This window comes from Marinoscillum pacificum (genome assembly GCF_024714495.1).
Lineage (GTDB): Bacteria > Bacteroidota > Bacteroidia > Cytophagales > Cyclobacteriaceae > Marinoscillum > Marinoscillum pacificum.
This window is the reverse complement of record NZ_JAMZMJ010000002.1, coordinates 531707-557906: the sequence shown is the minus strand read 5'-3', so window position 1 is coordinate 557906 and position 26200 is coordinate 531707. Positions and strand designations below refer to the sequence as shown.

General features: G+C 39.9%; 17 protein-coding genes. 8 read left to right on the top strand and 9 right to left on the bottom strand.

All coding sequences use genetic code 11. The features are described from left to right. The gene (locus NXS00_RS09225; protein ID WP_258098881.1) at window positions 1–1305 is read left to right on the top strand and encodes a RagB/SusD family nutrient uptake outer membrane protein; all 1305 of its coding nucleotides are present in this window, start codon (window positions 1–3) and stop codon (window positions 1303–1305) included. A gap of 54 nt (window positions 1306–1359) precedes the next feature. Here NXS00_RS09225 and NXS00_RS09220 read toward each other — a convergent pair whose 3' ends face one another. The 6 genes from NXS00_RS09220 to NXS00_RS09195 form a co-directional block, all read right to left on the bottom strand. Continuing rightward, window positions 1360–1791: a GNAT family N-acetyltransferase gene (locus NXS00_RS09220; protein WP_258098880.1), complete on the bottom strand. Its 432-nt coding sequence runs from the start codon at window positions 1789–1791 to the stop codon at window positions 1360–1362. Next, window positions 1791–2279 carry a tetratricopeptide repeat protein gene (locus tag NXS00_RS09215; RefSeq protein ID WP_258098879.1) on the bottom strand — a complete coding sequence of 163 codons (489 nt, stop codon included), beginning with the start codon at window positions 2277–2279 and terminating at the stop codon, window positions 1791–1793. Before NXS00_RS09215 ends, NXS00_RS09220 begins: the two co-directional genes overlap by 1 nt. A 41-nt stretch (window positions 2280–2320) precedes the next feature. Then, a complete protein-coding gene (locus tag NXS00_RS09210; protein ID WP_258098878.1) occupies window positions 2321–4138 on the bottom strand; it encodes a glycoside hydrolase family 15 protein in 1818 nt (605 codons plus the stop codon). Window positions 4139–4271: 133 nt separating this feature from the next. After that, window positions 4272–4721 carry a hypothetical protein gene (locus NXS00_RS09205; protein ID WP_258098877.1) on the bottom strand — a complete coding sequence of 150 codons (450 nt, stop codon included), beginning with the start codon at window positions 4719–4721 and terminating at the stop codon, window positions 4272–4274. Between the two features lie 79 nt (window positions 4722–4800). Continuing rightward, window positions 4801–6354 carry a 4Fe-4S binding protein gene (locus tag NXS00_RS09200; protein WP_258098876.1) on the bottom strand — a complete coding sequence of 518 codons (1554 nt, stop codon included), beginning with the start codon at window positions 6352–6354 and terminating at the stop codon, window positions 4801–4803. Window positions 6355–6417: 63 nt separating this feature from the next. Next, window positions 6418–7746 (bottom strand): NAD(P)/FAD-dependent oxidoreductase, encoded by a 1329-nt coding sequence (locus NXS00_RS09195; RefSeq protein ID WP_258098875.1) that lies wholly within the window; start codon window positions 7744–7746, stop codon window positions 6418–6420. 467 nt (window positions 7747–8213) lie between these two features. Here NXS00_RS09195 and NXS00_RS09190 point away from each other — a divergent pair, with 467 nt between their 5' ends. From NXS00_RS09190 to NXS00_RS09170, 5 genes are all read left to right on the top strand, one after another. Then, window positions 8214–12902 carry a T9SS type B sorting domain-containing protein gene (locus NXS00_RS09190; protein WP_258098874.1) on the top strand — a complete coding sequence of 1563 codons (4689 nt, stop codon included), beginning with the start codon at window positions 8214–8216 and terminating at the stop codon, window positions 12900–12902. Window positions 12903–12946: 44 nt separating this feature from the next. Beyond that, window positions 12947–14386, top strand: coding sequence for an OmpA family protein (locus NXS00_RS09185; protein ID WP_258098873.1), 1440 nt, complete (start codon window positions 12947–12949; stop codon window positions 14384–14386). 67 nt (window positions 14387–14453) lie between these two features. Beyond that, on the top strand, window positions 14454–14732 hold the full coding sequence (locus tag NXS00_RS09180; RefSeq protein ID WP_258098872.1) for a helix-turn-helix domain-containing protein: 279 nt from the start codon (window positions 14454–14456) through the stop codon (window positions 14730–14732). After that, on the top strand, window positions 14729–15961 hold the full coding sequence (locus NXS00_RS09175; protein ID WP_258098871.1) for a type II toxin-antitoxin system HipA family toxin: 1233 nt from the start codon (window positions 14729–14731) through the stop codon (window positions 15959–15961). Before NXS00_RS09180 ends, NXS00_RS09175 begins: the two co-directional genes overlap by 4 nt. 45 nt (window positions 15962–16006) lie before the next feature. Then, entirely contained in the window at window positions 16007–17908 is a 1902-nt protein-coding gene (locus NXS00_RS09170; RefSeq protein ID WP_258098870.1) for a carboxypeptidase-like regulatory domain-containing protein, read from the top strand. Here NXS00_RS09170 and NXS00_RS09165 read toward each other — a convergent pair. Then, window positions 17905–18960, bottom strand: coding sequence for an alpha/beta hydrolase family protein (locus NXS00_RS09165; RefSeq protein ID WP_258098869.1), 1056 nt, complete (start codon window positions 18958–18960; stop codon window positions 17905–17907). The genes NXS00_RS09170 and NXS00_RS09165 overlap by 4 nt on opposite strands. A 165-nt stretch (window positions 18961–19125) precedes the next feature. Here NXS00_RS09165 and NXS00_RS09160 point away from each other — a divergent pair, with 165 nt between their 5' ends. Together NXS00_RS09160 and NXS00_RS09155 are read left to right on the top strand one after the other, a co-directional pair. Continuing rightward, window positions 19126–19458: a hypothetical protein gene (locus NXS00_RS09160; protein ID WP_258098868.1), complete on the top strand. Its 333-nt coding sequence runs from the start codon at window positions 19126–19128 to the stop codon at window positions 19456–19458. Window positions 19459–19779: 321 nt separating this feature from the next. Further along, entirely contained in the window at window positions 19780–23049 is a 3270-nt protein-coding gene (locus NXS00_RS09155) for a S41 family peptidase (RefSeq protein ID WP_258098867.1), read from the top strand. A 65-nt stretch (window positions 23050–23114) separates the two neighbouring features. Here NXS00_RS09155 and NXS00_RS09150 read toward each other — a convergent pair whose 3' ends face one another. Further along, on the bottom strand, window positions 23115–23768 hold the full coding sequence (locus NXS00_RS09150) for a response regulator transcription factor (RefSeq protein ID WP_258098866.1): 654 nt from the start codon (window positions 23766–23768) through the stop codon (window positions 23115–23117). 5 nt (window positions 23769–23773) lie between these two features. Beyond that, window positions 23774–26140, bottom strand: coding sequence for a tetratricopeptide repeat-containing sensor histidine kinase (locus NXS00_RS09145; RefSeq protein ID WP_258098865.1), 2367 nt, complete (start codon window positions 26138–26140; stop codon window positions 23774–23776). Between the last annotated feature and the right edge of the window lie 60 nt (window positions 26141–26200).

Sequence of the window (26200 nt, the reverse complement as noted above, 5' to 3'; positions counted from 1 at the left end):
ATGAAGACTTTAAAATATACATTTTTGATTATGCTCATAGGTCTTTTCTCTTGTGAGCTGGAAGAAATTCAGGACCCAAATAATCCAAGTTTGGGGCAAATAGAAGCGAACGCTACGCTATCAGATATACAACTACTTGTTTCCGGAACAGAAGATCTTATGCGTTCGGAAGTAGGTTTTTATTATGACGTATTGGGAATCATGGGAAGAGAATATTATTTCTTTACCAATAGTGATCCGCGTTATACTGGGGAGTTATTAGGCAAGGGTGAGGCAGTGTTGGATGATGCCGGTTTTTATGGAACTCGTCCATATGCAGGTCGATACAAAGTGATTCGAAACGCGAACGTTTTGTTGACAGCTGTTGCTAATACCAACGAGTCCCTGACTAACGAACAGAAAAATGGCTTGACTGGATTTGCAAAAACTTGCCAGGCTTATTCTTATTTGTTGGCGCTGAACATGCAATATGAAAACGGAATCAGATTGGATGTATCAGATCCTCAGAATTTGGGGGAATTCGTAGGCTATGATCAAGCATTAACTGCTATAGCTACTTTGCTTGATGCAGCTCATACAGAGTTGACAGGTGCTGGTTCTGAGTTTGTATTCTCTCTATCAACTGGATTTGCGGGATTTGATGATCCAGCATCATTCGCAGCTTTTAACAGAGCTATTAAAGCTAGAGTTGCTTTGTATCAGGATAATAAATCAGGCGCATTGACGGCTTTGGATGATTCTTTTATGGATATGGCTGGCGACCTGGATATGGGGCCAGAGCATTATTATTCTGTTGCAGGAACTGATAAAGTCAATCCGGTATTCCGTACACCAGATCAAAGTGAAGCTCTTGTAGCACATCCATCATTTGTTGCCGATATCATGGCAGGTGATGATCGCATGGAGAAAGTAACTATGCGAACAACCACAGCAGTGCTTGATGGTCTTAGTGGAGATTATGACGTGACCATTTATTCTTCACTTGCATCATACATTCCTATAATTCGCAATGAAGAGTTGATCCTGATGTATGCGGAGGCAAATATTGGGTCTAACAATGTAGAAGCAATTGCTGCACTTAATGTGATTAGAACTGCACATGGTTTAGGCGCCTATACTGGTGGAACAACAGATAGTGAAGTGCTGACAGAGCTACTTTACAACAGAAGATATTCGTTGTTTGGTGAAGCGCATAGATGGATCGATATGAGACGATACAATATGTTGAATACATTGCCTATCGATCGTGCAAACGATGATGTGTGGTCACAATTACCAAGACCAGTTTCTGAAGTGAATCAATAATCAAATATCCCTATAGATAAAGCCAGTTTGACATTAGATTCAGACTGGCTTTTTTTATTGTTGGAAAGATTTAGTCATTACAGTGAGGTCATGACCAGCAACACTGAATCTGGAATCAGCAACTTCTTCATATCCTCTTTTTCCATAATAGGCCAATAAGTCCAAATGAGGAGTAAGTTTGACAAATGCTAAATCTTGCTCTTGAGCATAAGATTCTAAAAGATCCAGAATCTGAAAAGAATATCCTTTACCCCGATGTTCGGGGAGAACAGCAATTCTTGCTATTTGATTTTCTTTTAACGACAGACGACCTGTTCCTACGGGTTGTTCCTGGTCATAGATGACTACAATGAAACAATTAGTATCAGTGCCATCATCATCGAGATGAAAAGGAATACCTTGTTCTTGTTGAAAGACTAGATTTCTCACCCATAGTGAGTCTTTTACCAATTCAGGTTTGCCGATTCCATTTTGTATGGTAATCATCACTCACAAATCATGTACTCGGTGTATCCTACACCTAATTCTTTGGCCTTTTTCCAATCTTTTTCGGCAGCTTCTTTTTCGTTGATCATGCAATTGGCTGTGCCTCTGCTAACATAGGCTTCTGCAAACTCAGGATTGTATTTGATCACTTTGTCAAATTCTTTGATGGCCAGTTCTGCATTTTTATCTGACAGATAGATGTAGCCTTTTTCATAGTAAGCATCTGCATAATCTTCCTTAAGCTCAGTTGCTTTATCTAAGTCGTCCATAGCTCCTTTTTTCTCACCTGAAGCTGACTTGCAGACGCCTCGGAGATAGAATACTTCGGCATTATCAGGTGCGTAAGCTGCTGCTTTATTGAAATCTAAAATTGCCCCTTTGTAGTCCTCTTCCAGGTATTTGTCATATCCTGCATTGAGGTATTTTTCTGCACTATCTTGTAATGGAGAAAAGCTAAGGCTTATGAGTAATATTAATAGTTTCATCATCTCAAAGATATCAAACGCCAGTTATTCCATCTTGTTGCTCCTTATCCTAGTGTCTTGTCCAGATTGTAAGCCGCGCTTATTAGTGAAAGGTGTGTAAATGCTTGTGGGAAATTGCCTAAAGCTTCACCTCTAGGGCCAGTTTCTTCAGCATATAGTCCCAGGTGATTGGCGTATGTTAGCATTTGCTCAAACATTAATCGAGCTTTTTCCAACTTGTCTTTGTCCTGCTGGCCTGCACGGGTCAGTGCCTCCACCATCCAGAAGGTACACAAATTAAATGTTCCTTCCTCACCAGTAATACCATCATCCGTTTCATTGACATTGTATCGGTATACCAAACTGTCCATGAGCAAGCCTCCTTCTTCCGGAGATTTTAAGATGGCATTTATGGTCTTAATAATTCTTGTGTCGGAAGGAGAGACGAAGAAAGTCAGCGGCATCATTAAGTTAGAAGCGTCAAGTGTTTTACTTCCATAGTGCTGCACGAATGCTCCAATTTCAGCATCCCAGCCCTTGTCCATGATTTCTTCATAGATCTTGTCACGCTCTTTCATCCAAAGGTCTCGATCAGAAGGGAATGAACGTTTGTCAGCCAAACGAATTCCTCGATCCAAGGCTACCCAGCACATCAGTTTGGAGTAGACAAAGTGTTGTCTTCCGCCTCTTACTTCCCAGATTCCTTCATCTTTTAAATGCCAATTATTGGCAACCCAGTTAATGAGTTTTCGAAGTTGCTTCCAAAGGTCATAGGAGATGGGGTTGCCATATTTGTTGAAGAGGTAGACTGAATCGAGCAGCTCTCCATAGATATCTAACTGCAATTGGTCATAGGCTCCATTTCCTATACGTACAGGTTTTGATCCTTTGTAACCATCCAGGTGATCTAGTGTGTGTTCCTCCAAATGATGCCTTCCATCTATTCCATACATAATTTGGATGGAGCCGTCTTCATTCAGTTCGTAGCAGCGCTCTTCTACCCATTTCATGAAGTTTTCTGCTTCTTTGGTGAAGCCTATGCGCATCAATCCGTAAATGGTGAAAGCAGCATCCCTAATCCAGGTGTATCGATAATCCCAGTTACGAACACCACCTAATTCCTCAGGTAAGGCACAGGTTGGTGCTGCTACAATGGCCCCAGTTGGTTCGAAGGTCAAAAGTTTTAAAGTGAGAGCCGAGCGGATGACAATTTCACGCCAACGACCTTTGTAGGTGCATTGCTTTACCCAATCAGTCCAGTATTCTATAGTGCTAATGAGCCCTTCGTGTGCAATATCATCTGAAAAGCTTGTATCTCCTCCTTCAGATTCTTTGATGACGAAATTAGCAGTCTCACCACCTTGAAGTTCAATTTCGGTTGCCACTCCGGTACTAAAATTTTCGAGAGGTATGGAGGTGGAAAGCGTTAGTGATAGGTTTTTGGATTGAAAAGTGGCTCCCTGACTACTTATGATAGTCTGATGTTCATCTCTGGCATAATTAAAAGCAGGGATACACTCCACGCGCATCTTCATGCTACCACGGACCATTTTAACCCAGCGAACTAGTCGGTTTTGCTGCTCGCCTATTTTGGTTTTGCCTACAGGCATGAAGTCAATCACTTCACAAACGCCATGTTGCGCCAAGAATCGAGTGATCAGTACATTGGTGTCGGGCCAATAAAATTGTTTTTGGGTAACCTCTGAATCAGCCGGACTGATTTTGAAATAGCCAGCTTTTTTATCATCGAGAATTCTACCAAATACACTGGGAGAGTCAAAATGTGGGAAACAAAACCAATCAATAGAGCCATCGACACCTACCAAACAGCTTGTTCGCATATTGCCAATGATTCCGTAATCTTCAATTTTTTTATATGCCATAGCAACTTTTTACATCTTAGGTAACAAGAGCGCAGGTCAATATTGTTTTAGATTTTTTGGAAAGGGGTGAACCTTAAAGATAAGAATCGAAAGATAAACATGGGTTTTATCTACTGTAGAAAGTCGGTAATCTTCAGTTTTCCTGAAGTTGGGGTAAAGCGCTTTTTAACTCATCAGGATGTTGAGTGCCAATCATTATTTTGCGATTGTCTTGAAGTGTAAGTTCCAATCCCTTATTGCCATCTACATTATAAGCTATTCCACCTCTTCGGAAGCGGATTCCCCATCCGCCAAACTCTCCAAGAGCTGAATATTTACGAACAATCATGTTGTTTACCTCTTTCCAGTAGATTGATCTGTTGATAAATGGAAAGAATTTAATATTGATGTGATCACTGTAAACACTTGTTTCGAGTCTCATGACTAAAAACAGAATCAGCAGGCTCCCCGATATAGCAAGCCCATAGTATGAATCATTGCTTGAGATTGCTTGATAACCAGAATATCCAGTTACACTGATTAATATTAACCAAATCCACCATTGGCGGAATTGTTGTTTTTCATGAAAAAGTGGAGTTGCCATAATCGTCTATTGTGCTAATCAATACTTTATAAGTAACTGTTAACTAACAATTATGTTGAGAATCACATATTATAGCTGATTATGCTTCTACTTTAATTCCGTCATTTCCGATGAGGATAGGCTCTCCAAATCGACCATCTTCATCTTTGTTTTCTAAGTTTAGTACACCTCTAGGACACACGGCTGAGCAGACGCCACAACCTACACAACTTGAGCGAACGATGTTTTGTCCTCTCTGAGCGTACCATCTCACATCTATCCCCATTTCACAGTAGGTAGAACAGTTTCCACAAGAGATACACTGACCACCATTTGTGGTGATTCTAAATCTGGATTTGAATCGCTGTACTATTCCTAAATAAGCCGCCAATGGACATCCAAAACGACACCATACTCTGTTTCCCATAATTGGGTAAAAACCCGTTCCGATTACTCCAGAAAACATAGATCCGATTAAAAATCCATAGGGTTTGCGTAAGTAGGTATAAGTGTCAATTCCAAACATGGTATTTGATCCTGTAATGAACGAATACAAGACACCAATCGTCATGATCACGGCAAAAACCAGGATGGCATGAATAAGATATCGCTCGATATTCCAGGCTTTGAGTGACTTGTCAGATAATTGTCTAAATGAATCTCCTGCAGTTTCTGCTAGTCCACCACAGCCACAAACCCAGGAGCAGTACCATCTCTTACCGAAGAAAAACACAAAAACAGGGACTCCAACTGCAAAAAGGGTGATACCCCAGGCGAACATAAAGATCCCTAAACCTCCTGCTGATGTCAACGTGTTGATGTGCCATGCATCGAAGAAGTCGTAATCTAGAGGCCACATGTTTTTGAAATCAAAGTATGGTTGATTGAGCCGAACTAATATTTCAGGAAGCAAGAATGCGAAAGCGGTTTGAAAGAACATAACCGAGAGCGTTCTCACAATTTGGTATTTACTTTGTCGGTATTTGATGATCATCCGAATACCCATCACCAAAACAGAGAAGGTGTACAGGAATCCGTATAAGAACCACTGACTGGCTTGTGCGCCTGGGTTGATGAGTTTCTGAATTAGATCCACAAGAATGATCCAGTTCATGATGTATGCATCGAAGAAATAGAGTAATATGTAAAAAGTTACCAGTAGCACGCCAATGCTAATCCCTAGCCATCCTCGGTTATTCAGTGCATTGTGAAAAATGCCCGTGTTTTTGATGCCTGCTGGGCCTGCTAGTTTTACTTGAGGAGTTAAATACATCAATGCTCCAATGGTGCCAATGACGAATACCAATATGAAAAGCATTGTTGTTTGTTCTTTGATCAGGCCATGTGTTGCTGCCCGAGTTAGGCTGCTGGCATATTGATCATAAATGACCTTGTTCCACTGTTGCTTAGCACGCATTTGGGAGTTATTCTCGTCTATTGCGCCGTTCACTGCATTGACAAATGGGATGCTAAAGGAATATTCCTGATCGATGATATTATCAAACTTGTCAGCAAGCAGTTCCTGATGTTCTGGCTTGACAATATTTTGAAAATCTTCACGAGACAGAGTGTAGCTGGACATGAAAAATATTCCTAGAAAAAGAAAAAAGGAGAAAAGGAATAATAGAAGTCCTGTATATCTAATTGCTTTCATAATTATATTATCACCACAGAGAAACATAGAAAATCGAGCTATTTCTTACTCAGCGGTTCAGTTTTAATTAAATATTCTTTGGAAGAAAGTTGGCTTGCTGATTATTATGCTGTCACCATATTCTTCATTGTATTGTTGTTGAATTTCTGGTTCAAACCGCTTGAAAAACTCTGGATCAAAATTGGCTTTAGGTAAATGCTCCACAACATATGACAAGGTTTTTCCATCATTCAGCCATTTGTCCCAGACTTCATGCCTCATTCTAATTCCAAAGGTGTTAATACCTGTTACCTTTTGGTCTGCCTTTTCATACACTATATGTATGCATTTCTTTCCATCAGCTGCTTCCCAGTAAAATGACTCATGATTTTCATCCAACCGAGCAGGAACGGAGCCATATGTTTGATACTCAATATCAAAGAACTTCGCAGAGTTAAACCATATCCCTGGTTGGTATTTAGTAGGAGTTCCTGTGATCGTTTTGGCTACCGTTTCACCCATCATTCGACCCACATACCAAACCGCTTCAATTGGTCTTCTGTGGGATGGAGCAGATTTTAGCTGCGCACAATCACCAATCGCATAGACATCCGGAATGTTGGTGGCGAGGTGCTCATCTACCAATATGCCTTTATCTATTTCTAATGAGGTGTCTTTTAGAAAATCAATATTTGGTCTTACTCCAACTGTTAAACCAACGAACTGACAATCGATGACTTCACCTGATTTGGTTTTTATGCCTTTTACACTTCCTTTTCCGTCATCAATAATTTCTTCCAGTTCGGTTTCTTTTCGTAGATCAATATGGTGCTCTTTCAAGTGGCGATCTATGAGGGCTCCTTCTTTTTCAGGTAATACATTTCCCCAGAAACGAGATTCTCGAATTAGGTAGGTGACGTGAATTCCTCTGGAATGAAGCATTTCTGCCATTTCTACACCGATTAGTCCTCCACCAACGATAACAGCTCTTTTAACATGTTGAGTGGTTGTTTCCATCATGTCCAAATCTTGAAGGTTGTACAAGCCTTGGACTCCCCTTAGATTTTCTCCTGGCCATCCAAACTTGTTAGATTGGCTGCCAGTAGCCAAAATCAATCTGTCATAAGTTATTTCTTCAGAAGTGGAGGTAATCAGTTTTTTAGAATCAAAATCAATAGTCTTAATCCAGGCTTTTAAAAGATCAATCTTGTTTTTGGCCCAAAACCAATCTTCATAAGGCTTAGTGTGTTCATACTTCATATGTCCCATGTAGATATACATGAGTGCAGTTCTGCTAAAGAAATGATCAGATTCGCCACTAATAACTGTAATGGAGTCATTAGTATGTTTTCTGATATGTCGAGCAGCAGTGATTCCTGCTATTCCATTTCCAAGAATGACAATTTTTGACATTGCTGATTTTATTGAGTTTCAAAAGTACCTTCTTTGTCTCCCAAAATAATCACAGAAGTCTCACATGAGGCTCTATTGTCAATGAGTTGACACTTTTCGGCATTTCATCAGAATTTAGTGATTATCGATGAAACTAAATTCTTCATAGGGTTGAACCTTGTATACACCTAAATAGTTAATAGAATATCTGGAGATTGGAATCTAAAAGAATACATCTCTCGTATATTAAAAGACTGAGAGACAATAAAGTAGGTGTAAAAGGCTGCTTAGTTGTTTTGAAAGTATTAGAGCATTTAAAAACTTGGTGGGTTACTGATAAATAGGTTAGGTTAGGTTTGAAATCCCATCAATAAACAGCCCCGCCCGGATCAGCGGGGCTACTTTTTTCTCCATTAGTTAGTTGAATATCAGTTAGAAATTGCGTTACATGTCTTATTTTTGGACGATACCTAACTGTTACAGCCACAATGCCAACTAATCTTCCAGCTAGAGCTATCATTAGCTTTTTTCTGTTAATTATATCCTTGAGCACATTCTCACAATCGAGAGATACCATTTCCTCAGTAACAGGTGCTGCGAGATGTGGTGCGGGTACATCCGTGTTAAGAGCGAAAAGTGGATTTGATGGAGTAGCTCCTGTTACCTATCACTGGTTTGAATTTCTGGGAGGTGAATACAGGTCGGTAGGTAGTTTAGAAACAGGGATTTATGTTACTCCTACACTTATTCGATCCAAAGATTATTACGTGAGCGTGGAAGTGGGCGGAGTAATGAGTCGTCGTGAGAAGGTTTCAGTAATTATCAACAACACGGCTGGAATCTACGAAAATCCAGCTGTTAGTTTATGTGATTCGGTTATTCTGAATTCGTACACCACGTTTACCGACAAGCAGTTAGAAACTGCAGCTTTTCAATGGCAGCGATATGTGGTGGAGGAAAATGGAGATGGATATTACATTGATCTTGAGGACTCTGCCAGCAGAGTAGGGCTAGATCTTACAGTATATGATGCTGGGTTTTATCGAGTTATTATTTCTTTGGATAATGGATGTGAGGCTATTTCTGAGAGTGTGGAGGTCACTCCTGTTAATATTCTGGAATCTGTAATAAAACACGATTCAATTGTTTGTTTTACACCTAATGTTTTATCGGACTATACTGTAATAGAGAGTAAATATGCTCGTGAGATAACCCATTTTGAATGGGAAGAATCCGTTGATTCCGTGAATTTCTTTAGTGTAGGGAATGACTCTTCAAGAATTGCTGTATTTAATCCCATAATTGGAGATGATAATTTCGAAGAAAGATTCTATAGGTTAACTGTACTAGAGGAAGGGTGTAAGTTAGTATCCGAAATAGTGAAAATTATCTGGGCAAAGAATCCAGAGGGAAATATAACTCGACTTGGGAGTGAAGACGATTTCTTTTATTGTCCAGATGACCCGGAAAATTCAAGAGTCATAAAGTTCAATACAACAGATCATCCTGATTCAATTGATCATAATTGGTATCATTTTCAGTACACTTTGTGTGACGCATCTCTACAAAGTATAGAAGATTCAGATATTTTTGAATATGGGGATAACTTAGGAAGTGCAGATAGCATATTACTTGGAGAAGGGGCTTGGGGTACCTATGTTGTGTTGATGATTAATCCTATTACAGGATGTACCGAATTTACCAATCAGATTTATGTAGACAGTGCAATTCCTGATATAATTCAAAACCCTTTTTATCCTCAAGGGGCTGAAGGCTCTGCTGAGTTGTATGCCTACGATAGTGAAGCAGATGAGTATCAGTGGCTTTATAGCAAAACCGAATTTGGCACCTATTCCCAGGTAGGTACGGAGCGTTCATTAACAATCTCATTTTCAGAGGAAGTAAGTGAGGGATATTATAGATTAAGAGTGGTGAAAAATGGATGTGAAGCTATTTCTAATTCTTATTTCGTTGAAGAAAATAATACTCCTTACCCCTATATAGAGCTTACCGGAGGGGGCGATGAAATATCTGTATGTCCGGGGGAAATGGTTGAAATGTCTTCGTCGGTTGATGATCCTTCCTATTCTTATAGTTGGCATAGAATAGATACCTCAAGAATTTATTCAACAAATACTGTTTTCCAGACAGATGAGCCTGGTGAATATTACATGATTTTTAGAAGAGAATTATGCGAATTTAAGACTAATACAATTGATGTTGATTTATTTGATTTACCATCTACACGATTTATTGGATTAAAATCTGATTCCCTGTATTGCCAACCGACAACAATCGCTTTGGAGGAATCTCGTGAAGGTGATCAATATGAATGGTTTTATTCTGATGGAGGTAATTTTGAATTATTAACCAGTGATACTGCGGCTATTTATGCAGATAGTGTTGGTTCATATTATGTGGAGATAACTACAGTGGATGGATGTTTTCTAGCATCTGATACCATCGATATTTCTTCTGTACTTCAACCAGCAATGCTCGAAATTGGAGATTCAATTATGCTTTGCGGAAGTGATCCTCAATATATCCTGCAAACTCTTCCTTCTCCCGGACACCAGTTTACCTGGCTTTACAAATCCGATGAAGCTTCTGACTTTTCACAGTTTGCTCAGGGAGAAAACAGGTTTTCAATTACAGTGGATGAGCAAGGACTTTATCGAGTTCAAATCGATGAAGGGGGGTGTGCTGTGTCATCAGAAACCTATGTGACGATAAATACAGACCCACTTGAACCCTTTGATAGTGAAATTGTTGGTGATACAATCATCTGCGGTCATGATGCTATTTTAGAAAGTTCTTATACTTCTGATGCCGCCATTTATAAGTGGGAATATTCATTAGATCAAACGAATTATACTGAATTTGAAGCCGATAGTAGTCGTTTGATCTTGGACTCTACTTTTTTAGCTTCCATTCGTACGGAGGACTCTACTACTTTTTCAGTACGGTTAAACTTGAATGATGGCAGATGTAGAAATCTATCATTGGTTCATACAATACAATTATACAATGACTTGTCTCTGAGTATTTACAATCAGGGTGATCTCAATGATGAAGAGGCTATTTACTGTAATCAAACAGCTCCTACAGTTACTTTACAGGCTTCTACAGAGTGGACTACCTCCCTGGTGGCCTATCAGTGGGAAATGCTTAACACTGACAGTGTTTTCGTTGAAATCTCAGGAGCAACGTCAGATACATTTCAGCCAAATCAGGATGGGATCTATAGGTGTGTTGCTCAGCCAGCGATTGACGGAGTTTGTGCCGATACGAGCAATGTAATGTCAGTTGCTGTCTCCCATCATGTAGAGATTTACTCTAATCCTACCATTACTTTATGTGGAGATGCTCCATCTCATATATTGACAGCCAATACGGTGGAAGATGGGGATTATCATTGGTTCTTCAGGCCTTCAATAACCGATGCATTTACCTCTTTAGTTCAGGGGCAAGAATTGGAGCAAATTGAGGTGGTCAATGAGGGTGAATATATGCTGAAAATTACATCAGGTGCTTGTGAGTTATCTTCTGATACCATTACAGTGGAGATTGATGATACTCGAGAAGCTCCTGAAGTTGCTATTGAGGGATCATCCTATTTCTGTGATTCATCTGAGTCTTATTTGTACAGTTCATACACCTCAACAACCGCCTCATACAGCTGGTCGATAGCCATAAATGGTGGAGATTATGTCGATTATTCTTCTGTGGATAGCATTTTATTCGATCAGGATTTTATCAATGAACATTTGGTTCGTGATTCTCTGATGATCTCAGTAAGGCTACAAGTGAATGATGATGGATGTGATGCTGTTACAGAAGTTCATGAATTGGTTTATTATCAATCATTAAATGTGTCAATTGAAGCTCCAGATGGTTCTAGTAGTGATTTTTACTATTGTGATGATTCAGAACTAGGGTTTCTCCTGGAAGCAACTTCTAATGTGAGCATTGCTCAATATAGATGGCAGAAATCCAATGAAAACGGAGTGTTTGAAGATATACCATTAGCCATTTTGTCCTCCTATCAGCCGCCAGGTCCAGGTTTGTATCGATGTGAGATCAGTTTTGAGGGTAGTGATTGCGGTGCATTCAGTAATGGAATTCTTGTAGAAACTGCCCCGAAGCTAATTTATACTTCCAGTGATGATCAGCAATTGTGCGAAGGTGAGTCTATTGAGTTACTCGTAGACCCTGGAGAGCAAGATGAGTCTATTATATCGCTATTTGACATTCAATGGTATCGAGGTGATCAAAATGGGTATGTAGCTCTTGATGGAGAAACAACAGAAAGTTTATTCCTGGATTTTGGAGATCCTAATTATGGGAGTGGTGAGTTTTTTTATACAGCTACGAATGAACATTGTTCCACCTCTTCCGATACTATCGTCTTTTATGTAGAGCCCTTGCCACAGTACAGTGTGAATGTGGTTAACGCTACTTGTTTAGGGATCGAGGATGGAAAATTGTCAATTGTTCCAGCCATGGATTCGTCAATTGAAATGGGTTTTTACACCTATATCTTAAATGATACTTTGGTTGGCAAAAGTTCGCAGTTTGAGTCATTGAGTGGAGGCGATTATAAAATTAAAATTGTCACTCCATTAGGATGTGCAGATTCGTCAAGAATCGAAGTTGGTTTTGGTGAAGTAGTCGAAATGATAGTTGATGAATTTGAGCCTCAGCGACCTGGAATACCATTTCAATTGTCAGTAAGTGGAATTGATAGTGCCAGATGGACACCTGAGGGGTATTTTCACGAATCCTCAGATATGAACCCTACGGTTTTGATTCCATCAAATGTCGAATCTGATACTGTATATGTTGATTTGTATGGTTATTCCGACAAGGGATGTATGGCTTATGAACGCGTGGCAATACCAATGGAATATGAAGAGGATTTTGTTTTCTCGACGGTTGTAACTCCTAATGGAGATGGGTTTAATGATGTTTTTGAGGTGTTGTCCATTAAGGACGCCCAATCGGTGGATCTTACCATTTTAGATAACTGGGGACGTGAAATTTTCTATGGAAAAGATTATTCGAATAATAGTGATCAAGCCTATCGCCTAAGTTCCCTTCTAAAAGAAGGTGTCTATTTCTACATCTATAAGGTGGATAATCAAATTTTTAAAGGTAGTTTTTATTGCAAGCCATGATGAGAAGTAATCGACTAATTTGTAGCTGCCTGATGATTGTTTTTATGGCAATAGGGTACCATGGACTGGCTCAATCGGTGAGTATTCTTGGCCATCAACAGGACTTGCCAGGATATTATAACCCAGCATTAGCTAAGAATAATAAATATAGTGAAGTGGCAGCGGTGTATAGATCTCAATGGTCTGATCTGTCTTATCCAAGTGTAAGTACTTTGTATTTCCGCCATCCTCTTAAAACGGATCTGTCATTTTTAAATTTCCGATCTGTTGGATTGATTCTTCAAAATGAAGAATTTCAGTTGTTGACGAGAAATTCTGTTACACTTTTCACATCGAATACCTTATTTGAAGAAAAGGATTTTTCATTAACTGTAGGTTTTGGTGCGCAGTTAAGGATGCAAGGAATCAATCAATCTGAGTTAAGTCAGGAAGTGCTTTTGGACCCAGAAATTAGTGGGATCTCAAATTCTTATCAGGTAATTCCACACTTGGGATTAGGCGCTGAGATCAAAGGAACCAAAATGGGAGTGTCTCTTGATATGACTGCTGAAGATCCATTTCATACATTGCTTGGATATGCAGAGAAGCGCTTTCGACTTAAGTCTTCGAAAATAATGCTGGTTCCTAGTATCCTATATAGATATTCCCCAACAGGACAATCTCAGTTTGAAACACAATTTCGTACTGTTTATGATCGAAAAGTTGCTGTTACATTAGGATATCGGCAAGATTTTGGTCCAGTTGGTCAACTAGGTTTTTTGATTGGTGCATTTAAAGCATCCTATGGTGCGGAAACTCCTTCCAATGGAAGAAATGTATTGGGCTACACTCAAGAAATTTTAGCTAGTTATCAGTTTGAGTTTACACATAAGAAACAGCATAAACGTGATAGCGTGCTCAAACATCAGCGCGATTCTATCAATCAGGTAAGACTTCAGCAGCTCAAAGAAGCCAGGTTAGAGAATCTCAAGAAGAAAAAGGAGATGGCTAAAATTTCAGCTGATTCAGTGGCGGCTGATTCTACACAGAATCAGCAAGTTGCAGAGAAACGGATTGATCCTAAAAACCTCAAAAAGGTAACAGAAGATGAGGTAATTGATTTTGAGGAAATGCCGCTCCATTTGAAAGAAAAAATTACTCATGTAGTGCTTAGGGACATACGGTTTGAAACTGATTATGATATCTTGAAGCCATATGCTTATAAGGAGTTGGACAAACTCAGTGCTTTCATGCATCACCATCATCATTTCTTCATAGAGATACAAGGTCATACAGATGATGTAGGTACTGCGGAGGATAATTACGATTTGTCAAGGCGAAGAGCATTAATTGTGTTCAATTATCTGGTGCACAAGGGAATTGATGAGGCACGAATGAGTATTGTGGGATATGGTGAGGATAAACCCCTGGTAGAAAATACTTCAGACGAAGCAAGAAGCTATAATAGAAGGATTGAGGTGGTTTTTATTCGATCTGATGAATAGATTAAATAGATAATATATTATCTATTTAATACTATTATTGGTATATTTGGATAATATATTATCTATTATGTTTCCAAAGCTACCATCGGAAGTTATTCAGGATATTGCTACAAAGGTCAGAGATCTTCGCAAAATCAAAAAGCTCAGTCAGGAAGAGCTAGCTGAAAAATCTGGTGTCTCTTTTGGGAGTATCAAGCGATTTGAATCAACCGGAAAGATTTCCCTGGAATCATTGTTAAAAGTTGCTTTTGCACTCGATTCGCTAGGTGATTTTGAGAAGTTATTCGTTCACAAAGAGAGTCCAAAGTCGCTTGATGACATCATCAAATCACAAAATAAGCGATGAAACTGAATCCAATAGACGTACTAAATGTGTCCATTCACCTGGATAATGAAATGTGTTCCGTTGGAAGGTTGGCCATGTATCGTGGACAGATATTTTTTGAATATGATGCTGAGTTTTTGAATAGGAGAATTGAAATTTCTCCTTACAAGCTTCCACTTCAGTCCGGTGCTATTTCTTCGGAAGATCATGTTTTCGAAGGTCTATTTGGAGTGTTCAATGATTCGTTGCCTGACGGCTGGGGACGTCTCTTGCTGGATAGAGCTGTTCAGGCTAAGGGAATTCCGCATCAAAAGCTTACTCCACTCGATCGTCTAGCTCATGTAGGGCATCATGCAATGGGGGCATTAGAATATTCTCCTGATTACTCGGAGGTGTCAGAGAGTGATGAACTACTAAACTTATCTGCTCTTGAGCAGGAGGTCAATAAGGTAATAGAAGGAGAGCCAACAGCAATCTTACATGAATTGCTGGAGTTGGGAGGAAGTTCTGCTGGAGCACGACCGAAGATATTGGTAGGACTTAACCCTCATACAGGTAACCTGATCCATGGAGTGATGGATTTGCCACAGAGTTATGAGCATTGGATGGTTAAGTTTCCGTCTTCTCTGGATCAAAAAGACATAGCGAACATTGAATATGCTTATTCACTGATGGCTAAAGAAGCTGGAATCGAAATGCCTGAAACCAGATTGCTTGAAGGAGAGAATGGAAAATCTTACTTTGGAGTAAAGCGTTTTGATCGAATAGGAAACCAGAGAGTACACATGCATACTGCAGCTGGTTTATTCCACGCAGATCATCGTATTCCAAGTTTGGATTATGAAAATTTGTTGCGAGGAACTATGGCATTGACCAAAGACATGTCTGAGGTGGAAAAAGTATATCGTCTGGCTGTATTCAATGTATTCGCTCATAACAGAGACGATCACAGCAAGAACTTTTCCTTTCTAATGGACGGAAAAGGAGTATGGTCGTTTGCACCGGCTTATGATTTGACATTTTCTTATGGTCCTGGCAGAGAACATTCTTCTATGGTGATGGGAGAGGGCAGAAGCCCTGGAACGAAAGAACTGATCAAGCTGGGGGAGAAATTTCAGCTAAAGAAATCCAAACTGATCATTGAGGAAGTGCGAGAAGTGGTGAACAAATGGCGTGAATTTGCAAAAGACTCTAGTGTGTCTAATCAGTCTTTAGAAATCATTGACAAAACATTACCTACAATTCACTAAGGATGGTATCGTTATTGCAGTAAGTTTGATTTTTAAACTGCCTTGATGATGCTAATACTTCGCTTTACTATTCTCAGTATTCTTGCTGTTTTCTTATTTTCTCAATCTTCTTTTGCTCAAACAAGCAAATATGATACTTATCGTTGCTACGGAATAATAGTGGATAATGAAACAAATGAGCCATTACCTTTTGCACATATTGTTCTTCAGGGAAGTACCTACGGTACGATCGCCAACAGTGAAGGGAGGTTTTCCCTACCGATCGATCACGGAGTAGAGGTGGTTTTAGAAATATCCATCGTGGGCTATCAGAAGCGGATTTACAATATTGGAATTCTAACAGAAGATAAATACATCGAATCAAAGCATGCTTCTCATGAAAAGTTGCTCAAAGAGGTCGTTGTAAAACCAAAGAATTATGAGCAAAAGTTACTTAAAGCAGCGATCAATAAGATCCCAGATAATTATCCAGATCAAGAGGAGGTATTGAGGTTTTTTGCGAGGAATATAGGCAGAGCAAAGGATGCTCCTTACTATGTAATTGAATTTACAGGTTTGGCAGAAAAGAAACCCTATACCAGCGCTTCAAGTAGTGGAAATGTACAGGTGCTAGAAAGTCAGAAAGTTGAGTTTCAAGCTTTGGATTCGCTTGGTATTCGATTTTTCTCAGGGGGACATATAGCTCATTGGACAGATTATGTGGCTATGAGAGCTGCGGTTTTGAATTTAGATAAGCTTTCTGACTATGAATTGGAACTGACTGATACTATTCCATCGGAAAGTAATCCTATCTATGTGATCGATTTCTGGCCAAAGAGCAAAAGTGAAGTGCACGGTAAAGGTCAGGTGTTTATAGAGTCTCAATCTTATGCAATTGTCAAATTTAAGATAAGACATGAAGATGGTGATTTTGGTGCTTTGGAAGGACTAAAGACCGCATTAAATGGATATAATAGGCTATACAAAGACCTTGAAGTGTCTTACGTTCGTTCCGCCGATCATTGGCGACTGTCCAATGCTCATTATGAGACTGCTTTCGAAAAGAATGGTCAGCTAAAAGTGGAGCTCAAAGATGAACTCGTGGTATTAGGTGTAGACACTGTAAAGCAGATTGAGTATCTCGATCGTTTAGATTACCGAGATATTTTATTGGAACAAGTTGATGAGTATGATTCCAACTATTGGAAAGATCAAAATGTACTGTTGGCTAGCGAGGATGTGAAAAGGGCGTTGAGTGAGGCGGATGTGCGTGATAAACAGGAGCCTACCAAGCCGGAAAAGTTATTGAATTTACTAAGTCGTATTGAATTTTATTTCGGACTTGGTGTAACCGACTACAGGCTGTCAGCGACCAGAGTGGTATATAGTGTTCAGGAACAAAGGATTCTACATGACTGGCTAAGGATATTTCATGCCAATTATTACTATAGTTATGCATTGTCGGATCATTGGTCTGTGGGGTTCAGTGGATTATCGGCATATGGTGAAAGGCATAGATATGAGGCATATATGCCTGGTATAGCGTACCAAATTAATTTGAATAAAGGAGGAAGACCGATCAAAGTAAAACCTATGCTGTCAGCTGGTTACATGAATATGGAATTGAGAATGGGTTCAATTGAGAAGGAAAATTATGTGGGAGAGGCACTGCGTAAATTTGATGCAAATCATGCTAAAATGTTCTTAACTCAATCCTCCTTGACTGTAGGGACTCAACTAGAACTATCAATAGAATTTACGTCTCGATTAAGTTTTGGCATACAAGGAGGTATCAACCAGTTATTCTTTCCCCAGCATCGGCTAAAGTTGAAAGAGGATCAGTTTTTTCTTAAGCAGAAGTCAATCAAGTTAAAAAATGGTGAGGATGGTTTGATTATTGAACCATCCTCAGGTTTTGTATTGAAAAGCAACTGGAATTTAAGTGCCGGTTTAGTTTGGGGCTTTTAAGGAATTGAAATTCTACGCTCAGTTTCTTCAAATTCCAGGTCGTTGCGTAGGTATTTATCCAACCAGTTTTTTACATTTTTTTTGTATGGAGTGCCGCGCAGAGAGTGACCTCCTCCATCTACGGTTATGAATTGAAAGTCCCTATCCAAACTGTCGAGATTATGAGCGACCGTTTCGGCTTCTTCATAGGTTACTCGATCATCAGCTGTTCCATGCACCAATAAAATAGGAATGTCATCAAGCTTTTCCGTCCACTTGACTACAGAACGATTGAAGAGATGTTCCTCTTTGCGATTGTAATAGTCAGGCATTGTTTCAGCAAATACATAGGTTTCCATGTTTGGTCGGTGTGCTATGGTGGAGTATTTGTCTGCTGATCCGGCTAGAACCACTGCGGTCTTGAAAATATTATGATTTTGAAGAGCGAGGTATGTCATCATCCCTCCTCGACTATGTCCTATTAGACCTATTCTAGAAGTGTCTGCTTGATCTATTTCTGGCAGTACTTTTCGAAGATTCATAACGTCATTAATATCTGAACCTCCGAATTCATCTTTGCCTTGTCCACCGTTATTTCCACGATAGTTGGATGCGATGACTACATATCCTTCATTGGCATAAGGAATCATGAATTCAAATGCCTGGTGAAAGGTAAGTCTGCCTGAATTTCGATTTCCACCACGATTATAAATTAGACAAGGGAGGTTTCCTCCTTTTTCTGGTACTGCAAGTAATCCGTGAACTATTAGATCATCGCTTTTATAGGCTATAGCATATAGTTCCGTAGAATTTAATGAATTGAACTTCTCCTTTTGCTCAGGGAAGACAATGCTGGCCAATGAAATAACCCAGATTTTGAATGGTGCTATTTTTTCTTTTTTAAGAATTTCCCCTTCCTCAAAAGTGCCAAATTCAGCTTGAAGTTCTTCTGGAGTTTCAAGGTAGATGTTGTTGTTAATGGTAAAAAAGCAATAAAAAAAGACACCAACGACAGATGCAACGATTAGAAGTAGAATGCCTAGATATTTGAGTGTTTTTTTGATGATCTTCATGAAATATAAAAAGTTGCTTGAGTTATGAAGACGCTAAGTTCTTTTATTAGTTACAGCTTGAATAGACCTATTATTAGTGGTTTTTAAGTCACTAATTATAAGTAGTTTGTATAGCTAAATGAAAATTCTAGAGTTATAAGTGAAAAAGTGTATTTTAGCTAGACGATGATTGACTATTTGAAAAAACCTTTCACTAAAACAGAGCTGATATCAGGATCAATTTGGGCTGTTTTGAGCGTGCTGTTCTGCATTGTTCTATTCAATATTCGAGGTTGGGATAGGTCAGTTATCTATTATGTCACCACATTTATTTTTATTGTACTTGTGAGCTATGGAATAATAATAGGTGCTGTGGCATTATTCTTCAAGATTAAAGAGAGCTCCAATGTGTTGATAAAACTAATGACGATTATTCTGTTTATTCCTATTGTCTATTTTGCGGGATGGGTGTTATTTCTTGCGAAACTTTATCGTCAGGTCGGACTTTCCACTATCTAATTTTTCACTTTCACTAAACTAAATGCTAGAATGATTAGACTAATTATCGCCATCATATTAATACTTGTAGGATGTCTTTGGATCTTCATGAGCAGTCAAGTCGATGTATTTAAAATTATAATAGGATCATTGTTCATTATTTCAGGACTCCTTTCAGTTTTAAGTTACTATCAGGCCAAACGATCTTCCAATTAGTAAGCCTCATATCCCAGCAATTCTCCAGTTATTTAATAGTCTTTCTTGAAGAAGTGTTTATTGATTAATTTCAATTCAGTTGAAAATACATGGTCTCCATGTGACTAATTCAAAAACACTGAATACATGAAAAACTTATTATCACTTTTGATAAGTATATGCAGCGTTGCCGGAGCTATTGCTCAGGGAACTATGCTGCTTCGTGAACCGACATTGTCCAAAGAGAGTGTCGTGTTTATTTATGCCAACGACCTTTGGAAAGCTCCAATAGCAGGTGGTGATGCCATCAGGCTGACTTCTGGGGAAGGATATGAATCGTTTCCACACTTTAGTCCTGATGAGCAATGGATTGCTTTTTCCGCAGAATATGATGGCAACACCGATGTGTATGTCATTCCTGCAGAAGGAGGAACACCTAAAAGACTCACTTTTCATCCTGGAGCTGATATAGTGCAGGGCTGGTCACCAGAAGGTGAGGTATTGTTTAGATCGTCCAGGAATGGTCGACCAACCAGATTGAATCAACTGTTTACAGTGGATAAGGATGGCGGACTTCCCGTTGAAGTAGATGTGCCAAGAGCGGCATATGGTGAACTGTCTCCTGATGGCAAATTCATAGCCTATACACCAATCACGTTTTGGGATCCAGAGTGGAGAAACTACCGAGGAGGACAAGCTATGCCAATTTGGATTGTGAATTTGGAAACTAAGGAATTGGTCAGAACTCCCCAATTGGACAAAGAGCGGCATTTGTATCCAGTTTGGATTGGAAATAAAGTCTATTATACTTCAGAAAGAGACTATGCTTCCAACATCTGGAGCTTCGATATCAATACGAAGCAAGAAGAGCAAATCACTTTTCACAAGCAGTTTGATGTGAAGAGTTTAGATGCTGCAGGTGATAAAATTGTCTATGAGCAAGGAGGTTATCTTCATTTGCTAAATCCTTCAACTAATGTATCAACTCAGCTTAATATCAATGTAGCAGGAGATTTGAACTTTAGCCGTGAGCGTTGGGAGAGTGTTACATCTGGAAGCGTTACGAATCCAAACGTATCTCCAAATGGTAAACGGGCGATTTTTGAATACAGAGGAGATATTTTCACATTCCCGAAGGAGGAAGGAAGTTGGAGGAACTTGACTAATACCAGTGGAGTAGCGGATCGTTCACCTATCTGGTCACCAAATGGCGATCAGGTGGCGTGGTTCTCCGATGCAAGTGGTGAATATCAGTTGGTCGTTGCGGATCAGTTTGGGCAGAATCAAAAATCTTTTCCATTAAAAAATCCTACATTCTACTTCAGACCTGATTGGTCTCCAGATGGTAAGAAAATAGCTTATACCGATACTGATTATAATATTTGGACCATTGATTTGTCAACAGGTGGAGTAACTAAAGTGGATACGGATCGCTATGCACATCCTAACAGAGCAATGAATCCTGTTTGGTCTCCGGATAGCCGATTCCTGACTTATGAAAAGCAGCAAGATTCTCATTTCAAAGCCATTTTTATTTATGACTCTCAGTCTGGTCAAACTTATCAAGTAACTGATGGCATCGCTGATGCAACCAATCCGGTATGGGATCAGTCTGGTGAGTATTTATACTTCCTTGCTAGTACAGATTATGGCTTACAAACTGGTTGGTTGGACATGAGTTCGTATGATCCTGGTGTGACTAGAAGCTTGTATGCTTTGGTATTGAGTGCTTCAGGGAAAGCTCCAGGGCTTCTAAAAAGTGATGAGGAAGAAGCGTCTAAAAAAGAGGAAGCTTCTTCAGATTCAAAAAACGATAAAAAGTCTAAAGACAAGGAAGAGGAAAAGTCTGAGGACAAGGCTACGAAGATTGATTTCAGTGGAATCCAGCAGAGAGCCGTAGCACTGCACATGCTTCCAAGAAATTATGTGTTTTTAGTGCCAAGCAAGGCCAAACATGTACTGGTTGGGGAAGCCATTCCAAATGAGAACGGGATTAAGGTCATGGACTATGATGTGGAGAAGCAAGAAAGTGAGGAATTTACTTCAGGCGTGTCTTCTATGGTAGCATCTACTAATGCCGAACACGTATTGTTTCAATCCAATGGAAACTGGAGTGTTTCAAGTTCATCAGGTTCACCAAAGTCAGATGACAAGCTGACTGTTTCAGCACAAATGAAAGTGTCACCAGAAGCGGAATACGCTCAAATCTTTAAGGAGGCCTGGAGATATATGCGTGATTTCTTGTACGTGGACAATGTCCATGGTGCTCCATGGGATAAAGTCTACTCGTGGTATCAACCATGGGTGAAACATGTGAATCACCGAACTGATCTGAATTATCTAGTTGATATTTTGAGCGGTGAAGTTGCCATTGGACACTCTTATGTGTCTGGAGGTGATATGCCAGATGTAGACCGTGTGCCTGTTGGGTTGTTAGGAGCTGATTATGCGATCAAAGACGGTTATTATGTAATAGAAAAGATCTACACAGGTGAAACCTGGAATCCGTTTATTGATTCTCCACTGGGTTTACCTGGACTTGGAGTGAAAGAAGGAGACTTTTTGGTAGCAATAAATGGTCAGCCTCTTACGGCAGATCAAAGTATCTATCAAATGATGGAACAGACGGCTGGTAGAACGATCAGAATCTCTGTGAATAGCAAACCAGGAATGTCAGGAGCGACGACCGTAAATGTAAAACCGGTATCTAATGAATACATGCTTCGATATATTGATTGGGTGGAAGGAAACCGAAGAAAAGTGGATGAGCTTTCTGGAGGTAAGTTAGCCTATGTGTATATCCCCAACACCTCAGGCAACGGCTTCCAAAGTTTTAATCGCTACTACTTTTCACAACAAGATAAGAAAGGTGTCATTCTTGACGAACGAAACAATGGCGGTGGTTCTGCTGCGGATTATATGATTGATATTTTGACTCGTGAACCAATGGGTTATTTCAATAGCAAAGCCAATGATAGAAGACCATGGACTACCCCGATTTCTGGACTTTGGGGGCCCAAAGTGATGTTGATCAACGAGCGATCTGGTTCAGGAGGAGACTTGCTTCCGTATATGTTTAAGTTCAAGGATCTAGGTCCATTAGTCGGAACCAGAACCTGGGGTGGACTTGTAGGTACATGGGATACGCCACGCTTTATAGATGGAGGTAGAATGGTAGCTCCACGAGGAGGTTTTTATGATATCAATGGAGAGTGGGCAGTAGAAGGTGAAGGTATTGCTCCAGATGTGGAAGTGATTCAGGATCCAAAACTCGTTTTGGAAGGTCATGATCCGCAGCTCGAAAAAGGAGTTGAGGAAGCGCTGAAGTTGTTAGAAAAAGAAGGTGAATTTAAGCTAAAGCCAGAACCGGCTGCACCAGTTCGCTGGAAGCGTCCAGAAGGTTGGGAGAAGGAATAAATATGATTAAAAAAAGGGTTCATACCAGGTGTTTGGACCTTTTTTGATTTTAGTAGCACCAACTCTCAAAGTCTTAAAATAGCTTCTTTTTGCTCTCTGGCCCACATGGAAAGTTCATAAGCTTGCCCTGTCAATCCAAGTTTAGAAATGATGTTGCTTCTATGTTTTTCAATGGTGCGCTCGGATACGTGCAGTATTTCGGCGATTTCCTGAGAACTTAAAGGTTGAGCAATCATTTTCAGGATTTTCTTTTCAGAAGGAGATAACAACTGCATTTTGTCTAGTCTGTTCGAATAATCCTCAAGGCTACCTTGCGATATCGATTTGCTGATGTAGCGTTGGCCATTCATGAGATGTTCTATGCATTTGATAATTTCCAGGCTGGTATCTTCTTTCACCAGATATCCCGATATGTTCAGGTCTTTTGCTTTTTGAACCAGGTGAGGTTCCTTGTGGTAGGTCAGTAGTACAAACTGAGTTTTTGGAGACATTTCAGCACATTGCTTGGCAATATTGAATCCACTGAGGTACGGCATTTCTATATCAATGATAGCAATATGCGGTTGGTGATCAATAATTGCCTGCAATGCGGCAGCACCATCTTTTGCAGCGGCTAAAACTTTAATCCCATGTTTTTCCAAAGTCGTTTCCAGACCTTGTAGCATCATGGGGTGGTCATCAGCAATGACCACTCTGAGCTGTTGAATACTTACCGTCATTAGGGCTATTTAGGTAATTCCAATAAAATACTCGTTCCTTTGTTGTTTTCCGAATGGATGACAATTTTTCCATTCAGAATTTGAGTTCGTTCTTTGAGCGTTTTCATCCCAAGACTATTAGTAAAACTAGTACTTGTTAGGTCAAAACCAACGCCGAAATCACGAATATGTATGGTTACTTTGTTTTCTTGATTGGTGACCTGAATGTTGGCCGAAGGAGTATTGGCATGTTTGATCAAATTATTGATACTTTCCTGCACAATACGGAATATATGGAGTTCGTGCTCTTTGGTGAAAATGCCATCAATTTTATCGACTTCAGCGGTAAAAAAGATGTCTGTAGACTCATCAAACTCAAGGATCAACTTTTCGATACTAGCCGTAAGGCCGATTTCTTCCAGAAGTGCCGGATGTAAGGCTTTGGAGATACTTCGCACTTCTTCCAGCGCCTGACTGACCATGTCGGCCGTGTCGCCACCGCTATCCAGCAGGATTTTGTTTTTGATGAGCATAAGGCTTTGACCAACAGAGTCGTGCAGGTCTCGCGAAATTCTTTTGCGCTCTTCTTCATGAGAAGTTAGTAACATTTGTGAATAATGCTGATGTATGTCCTTCTCTTTCATGGCAAATCGCCTGGAGCGGATGACAAGAATTAATCCAAATAACAGGACGAGTCCTGATCCACCCATCCACAGCAGTTTTTGACGGTATGAATTGGTAGCATCCAGTAATGTGATCTGATGTTTCTGATCGGCAATTTGTCGTTCTTTTTGCTCAGACTCAAATTGTACCTGAAGCTGTGCCAATTGCGATGAAGTTTCACTATTCAGTAAACTATCGCTTAATTCAGTAAACTTTATCTGATGTGCGTAGGCCAGTTCATGGTTTTTGAGTTTGGAGTAAATCCTGGCAAGAATATAATGCGTGTCTTTTTGATAGATGATTTGATCTACTTGCTTCAGTTTCTCATTGGCACGCTCAGCATAGTGAAGAGCTTCTACATAGTTCTCGAGATCGTAATAAACAAAGGCCAATCCTTTCAATGAGGTGACAATCACCGGGCCATTTCCGATTTCTTCTGCCAGGCTTAAAGCTTCCTGAAAGTTGGCCAGTGCTTCGTTGAAGTTTTTCGATTTACGTTGAAGGCTGGCTATTGAATTGAGACAAGTAGCCAATCCACTTTTAACTCCTGTAGACCTTCTCAGCTCCAGGGCTTGTTCATAATACATCATGGCAGAGTCTGCATTGTTCAATTGCAGATGTAGTTTACCCAGATTATGAAGCGCATCCGCCTGACCATATTTGTCGCCACTTTCGGCCCAGATTGCAAATGCTTGTTCATATTGGGGGAGTGCTTCTTTAAATCTGCCTTGAAGCCTTTGCATGTCACCTATATTCATCAGTGAGGTAGCCATGCCAAAGGTGTCACCAATCTCTTTTCTGATTTCCAACGTTTGCTGATAGACTTCCAGCGCCTTGATAAACCAGCCTTTGTCATAGTAGTTTTGACCGATGTTATCCAGTGTTCCAGCCATGTAGCGCTTGTTTCCTGTTTGTGTATGTAGTTCTAAGGCCTTCTGATAGGCGTCCAGAGACTTTTCACTGTTGCCTTGCATGCCATAGACTATCCCGATATTGTTCCAGTTGATCGCAGCTCCGCTCAAAGCACCAATTTTTTCATTGAGCTCCAGAGATTTAAAGTAGTAGTCAAGTGCTTTTTCAAACTCTCCTTTGTAGTCGTAGACCAGTCCCACATTGCCTAGAGAGGAAGCTATGTCAATTTTTGAATTCAGTTTTTGACGTATATCCAGTGCTTTAAGAGCATGCTCCAGCGAAGTGTCAAATTCACCTTTTTGTTGGTAAACCAAACCTATCACATTGTGTGCGTAGGCTATCCAATAGTCGTTTTTGAGATGTATCGAAAGCTCAAGTCCTGATTCCAAATGGGCGATTGCTTCATCGAAATGTCCCTGGTATCGTTTGGTAATTCCAATCCGGATTTTGCCTTGTGCGATGGCGAGCTGGTCATCATTTTTTTGTGCCAGGCTTATTGCTTTATTGTATAGATACAAAGCAGTATCATAGTTGTTCTTTATATCGTAATAATTCCCCATTCTCAAGTAGGAAATAGCGACACCATGAGCATGATTAATCGTTTGGGCCAAATGAAAAGCCTCCTGCGCCTTTTGCAGACTTAGTTCTGGGTTAGAATTGATGAGTAATCCAGATAACTCATTCAATAAGGTTATTCTTTCAAGCCCATCATTTGTTTTGTTCAACAGATTTTCCAGACTGTCCTGTTCATTCTGAGAATGTACATGTCTAACGAGTAATGCAAGGAGTATCAAAACGAAATAGCTCTTGGTCGCCATAGGAGGTTAGGGTGAACTCAATTTAGGTTTAAAAATAGTGTTATCGAAAGATTATGTCAC

What these genes read in the sequence shown, in the direction of transcription:
- NXS00_RS09225 (WP_258098881.1), top strand. Translation starts at nt 1, where the DNA reads ATGAAGACTTTAAAATATACATTTTTGATTATGCTCATAGGTCTTTTC.
- NXS00_RS09220 (WP_258098880.1), bottom strand. Translation starts at nt 1,791, where the DNA reads ATGATTACCATACAAAATGGAATCGGCAAACCTGAATTGGTAAAAGAC.
- NXS00_RS09215 (WP_258098879.1), bottom strand. Translation starts at nt 2,279, where the DNA reads ATGATGAAACTATTAATATTACTCATAAGCCTTAGCTTTTCTCCATTA.
- NXS00_RS09210 (WP_258098878.1), bottom strand. Translation starts at nt 4,138, where the DNA reads ATGGCATATAAAAAAATTGAAGATTACGGAATCATTGGCAATATGCGA.
- NXS00_RS09205 (WP_258098877.1), bottom strand. Translation starts at nt 4,721, where the DNA reads ATGGCAACTCCACTTTTTCATGAAAAACAACAATTCCGCCAATGGTGG.
- NXS00_RS09200 (WP_258098876.1), bottom strand. Translation starts at nt 6,354, where the DNA reads ATGAAAGCAATTAGATATACAGGACTTCTATTATTCCTTTTCTCCTTT.
- NXS00_RS09195 (WP_258098875.1), bottom strand. Translation starts at nt 7,746, where the DNA reads ATGTCAAAAATTGTCATTCTTGGAAATGGAATAGCAGGAATCACTGCT.
- NXS00_RS09190 (WP_258098874.1), top strand. Translation starts at nt 8,214, where the DNA reads ATGCCAACTAATCTTCCAGCTAGAGCTATCATTAGCTTTTTTCTGTTA.
- NXS00_RS09185 (WP_258098873.1), top strand. Translation starts at nt 12,947, where the DNA reads ATGGCAATAGGGTACCATGGACTGGCTCAATCGGTGAGTATTCTTGGC.
- NXS00_RS09180 (WP_258098872.1), top strand. Translation starts at nt 14,454, where the DNA reads ATGTTTCCAAAGCTACCATCGGAAGTTATTCAGGATATTGCTACAAAG.
- NXS00_RS09175 (WP_258098871.1), top strand. Translation starts at nt 14,729, where the DNA reads ATGAAACTGAATCCAATAGACGTACTAAATGTGTCCATTCACCTGGAT.
- NXS00_RS09170 (WP_258098870.1), top strand. Translation starts at nt 16,007, where the DNA reads ATGATGCTAATACTTCGCTTTACTATTCTCAGTATTCTTGCTGTTTTC.
- NXS00_RS09165 (WP_258098869.1), bottom strand. Translation starts at nt 18,960, where the DNA reads ATGAAGATCATCAAAAAAACACTCAAATATCTAGGCATTCTACTTCTA.
- NXS00_RS09160 (WP_258098868.1), top strand. Translation starts at nt 19,126, where the DNA reads ATGATTGACTATTTGAAAAAACCTTTCACTAAAACAGAGCTGATATCA.
- NXS00_RS09155 (WP_258098867.1), top strand. Translation starts at nt 19,780, where the DNA reads ATGAAAAACTTATTATCACTTTTGATAAGTATATGCAGCGTTGCCGGA.
- NXS00_RS09150 (WP_258098866.1), bottom strand. Translation starts at nt 23,768, where the DNA reads ATGACGGTAAGTATTCAACAGCTCAGAGTGGTCATTGCTGATGACCAC.
- NXS00_RS09145 (WP_258098865.1), bottom strand. Translation starts at nt 26,140, where the DNA reads ATGGCGACCAAGAGCTATTTCGTTTTGATACTCCTTGCATTACTCGTT.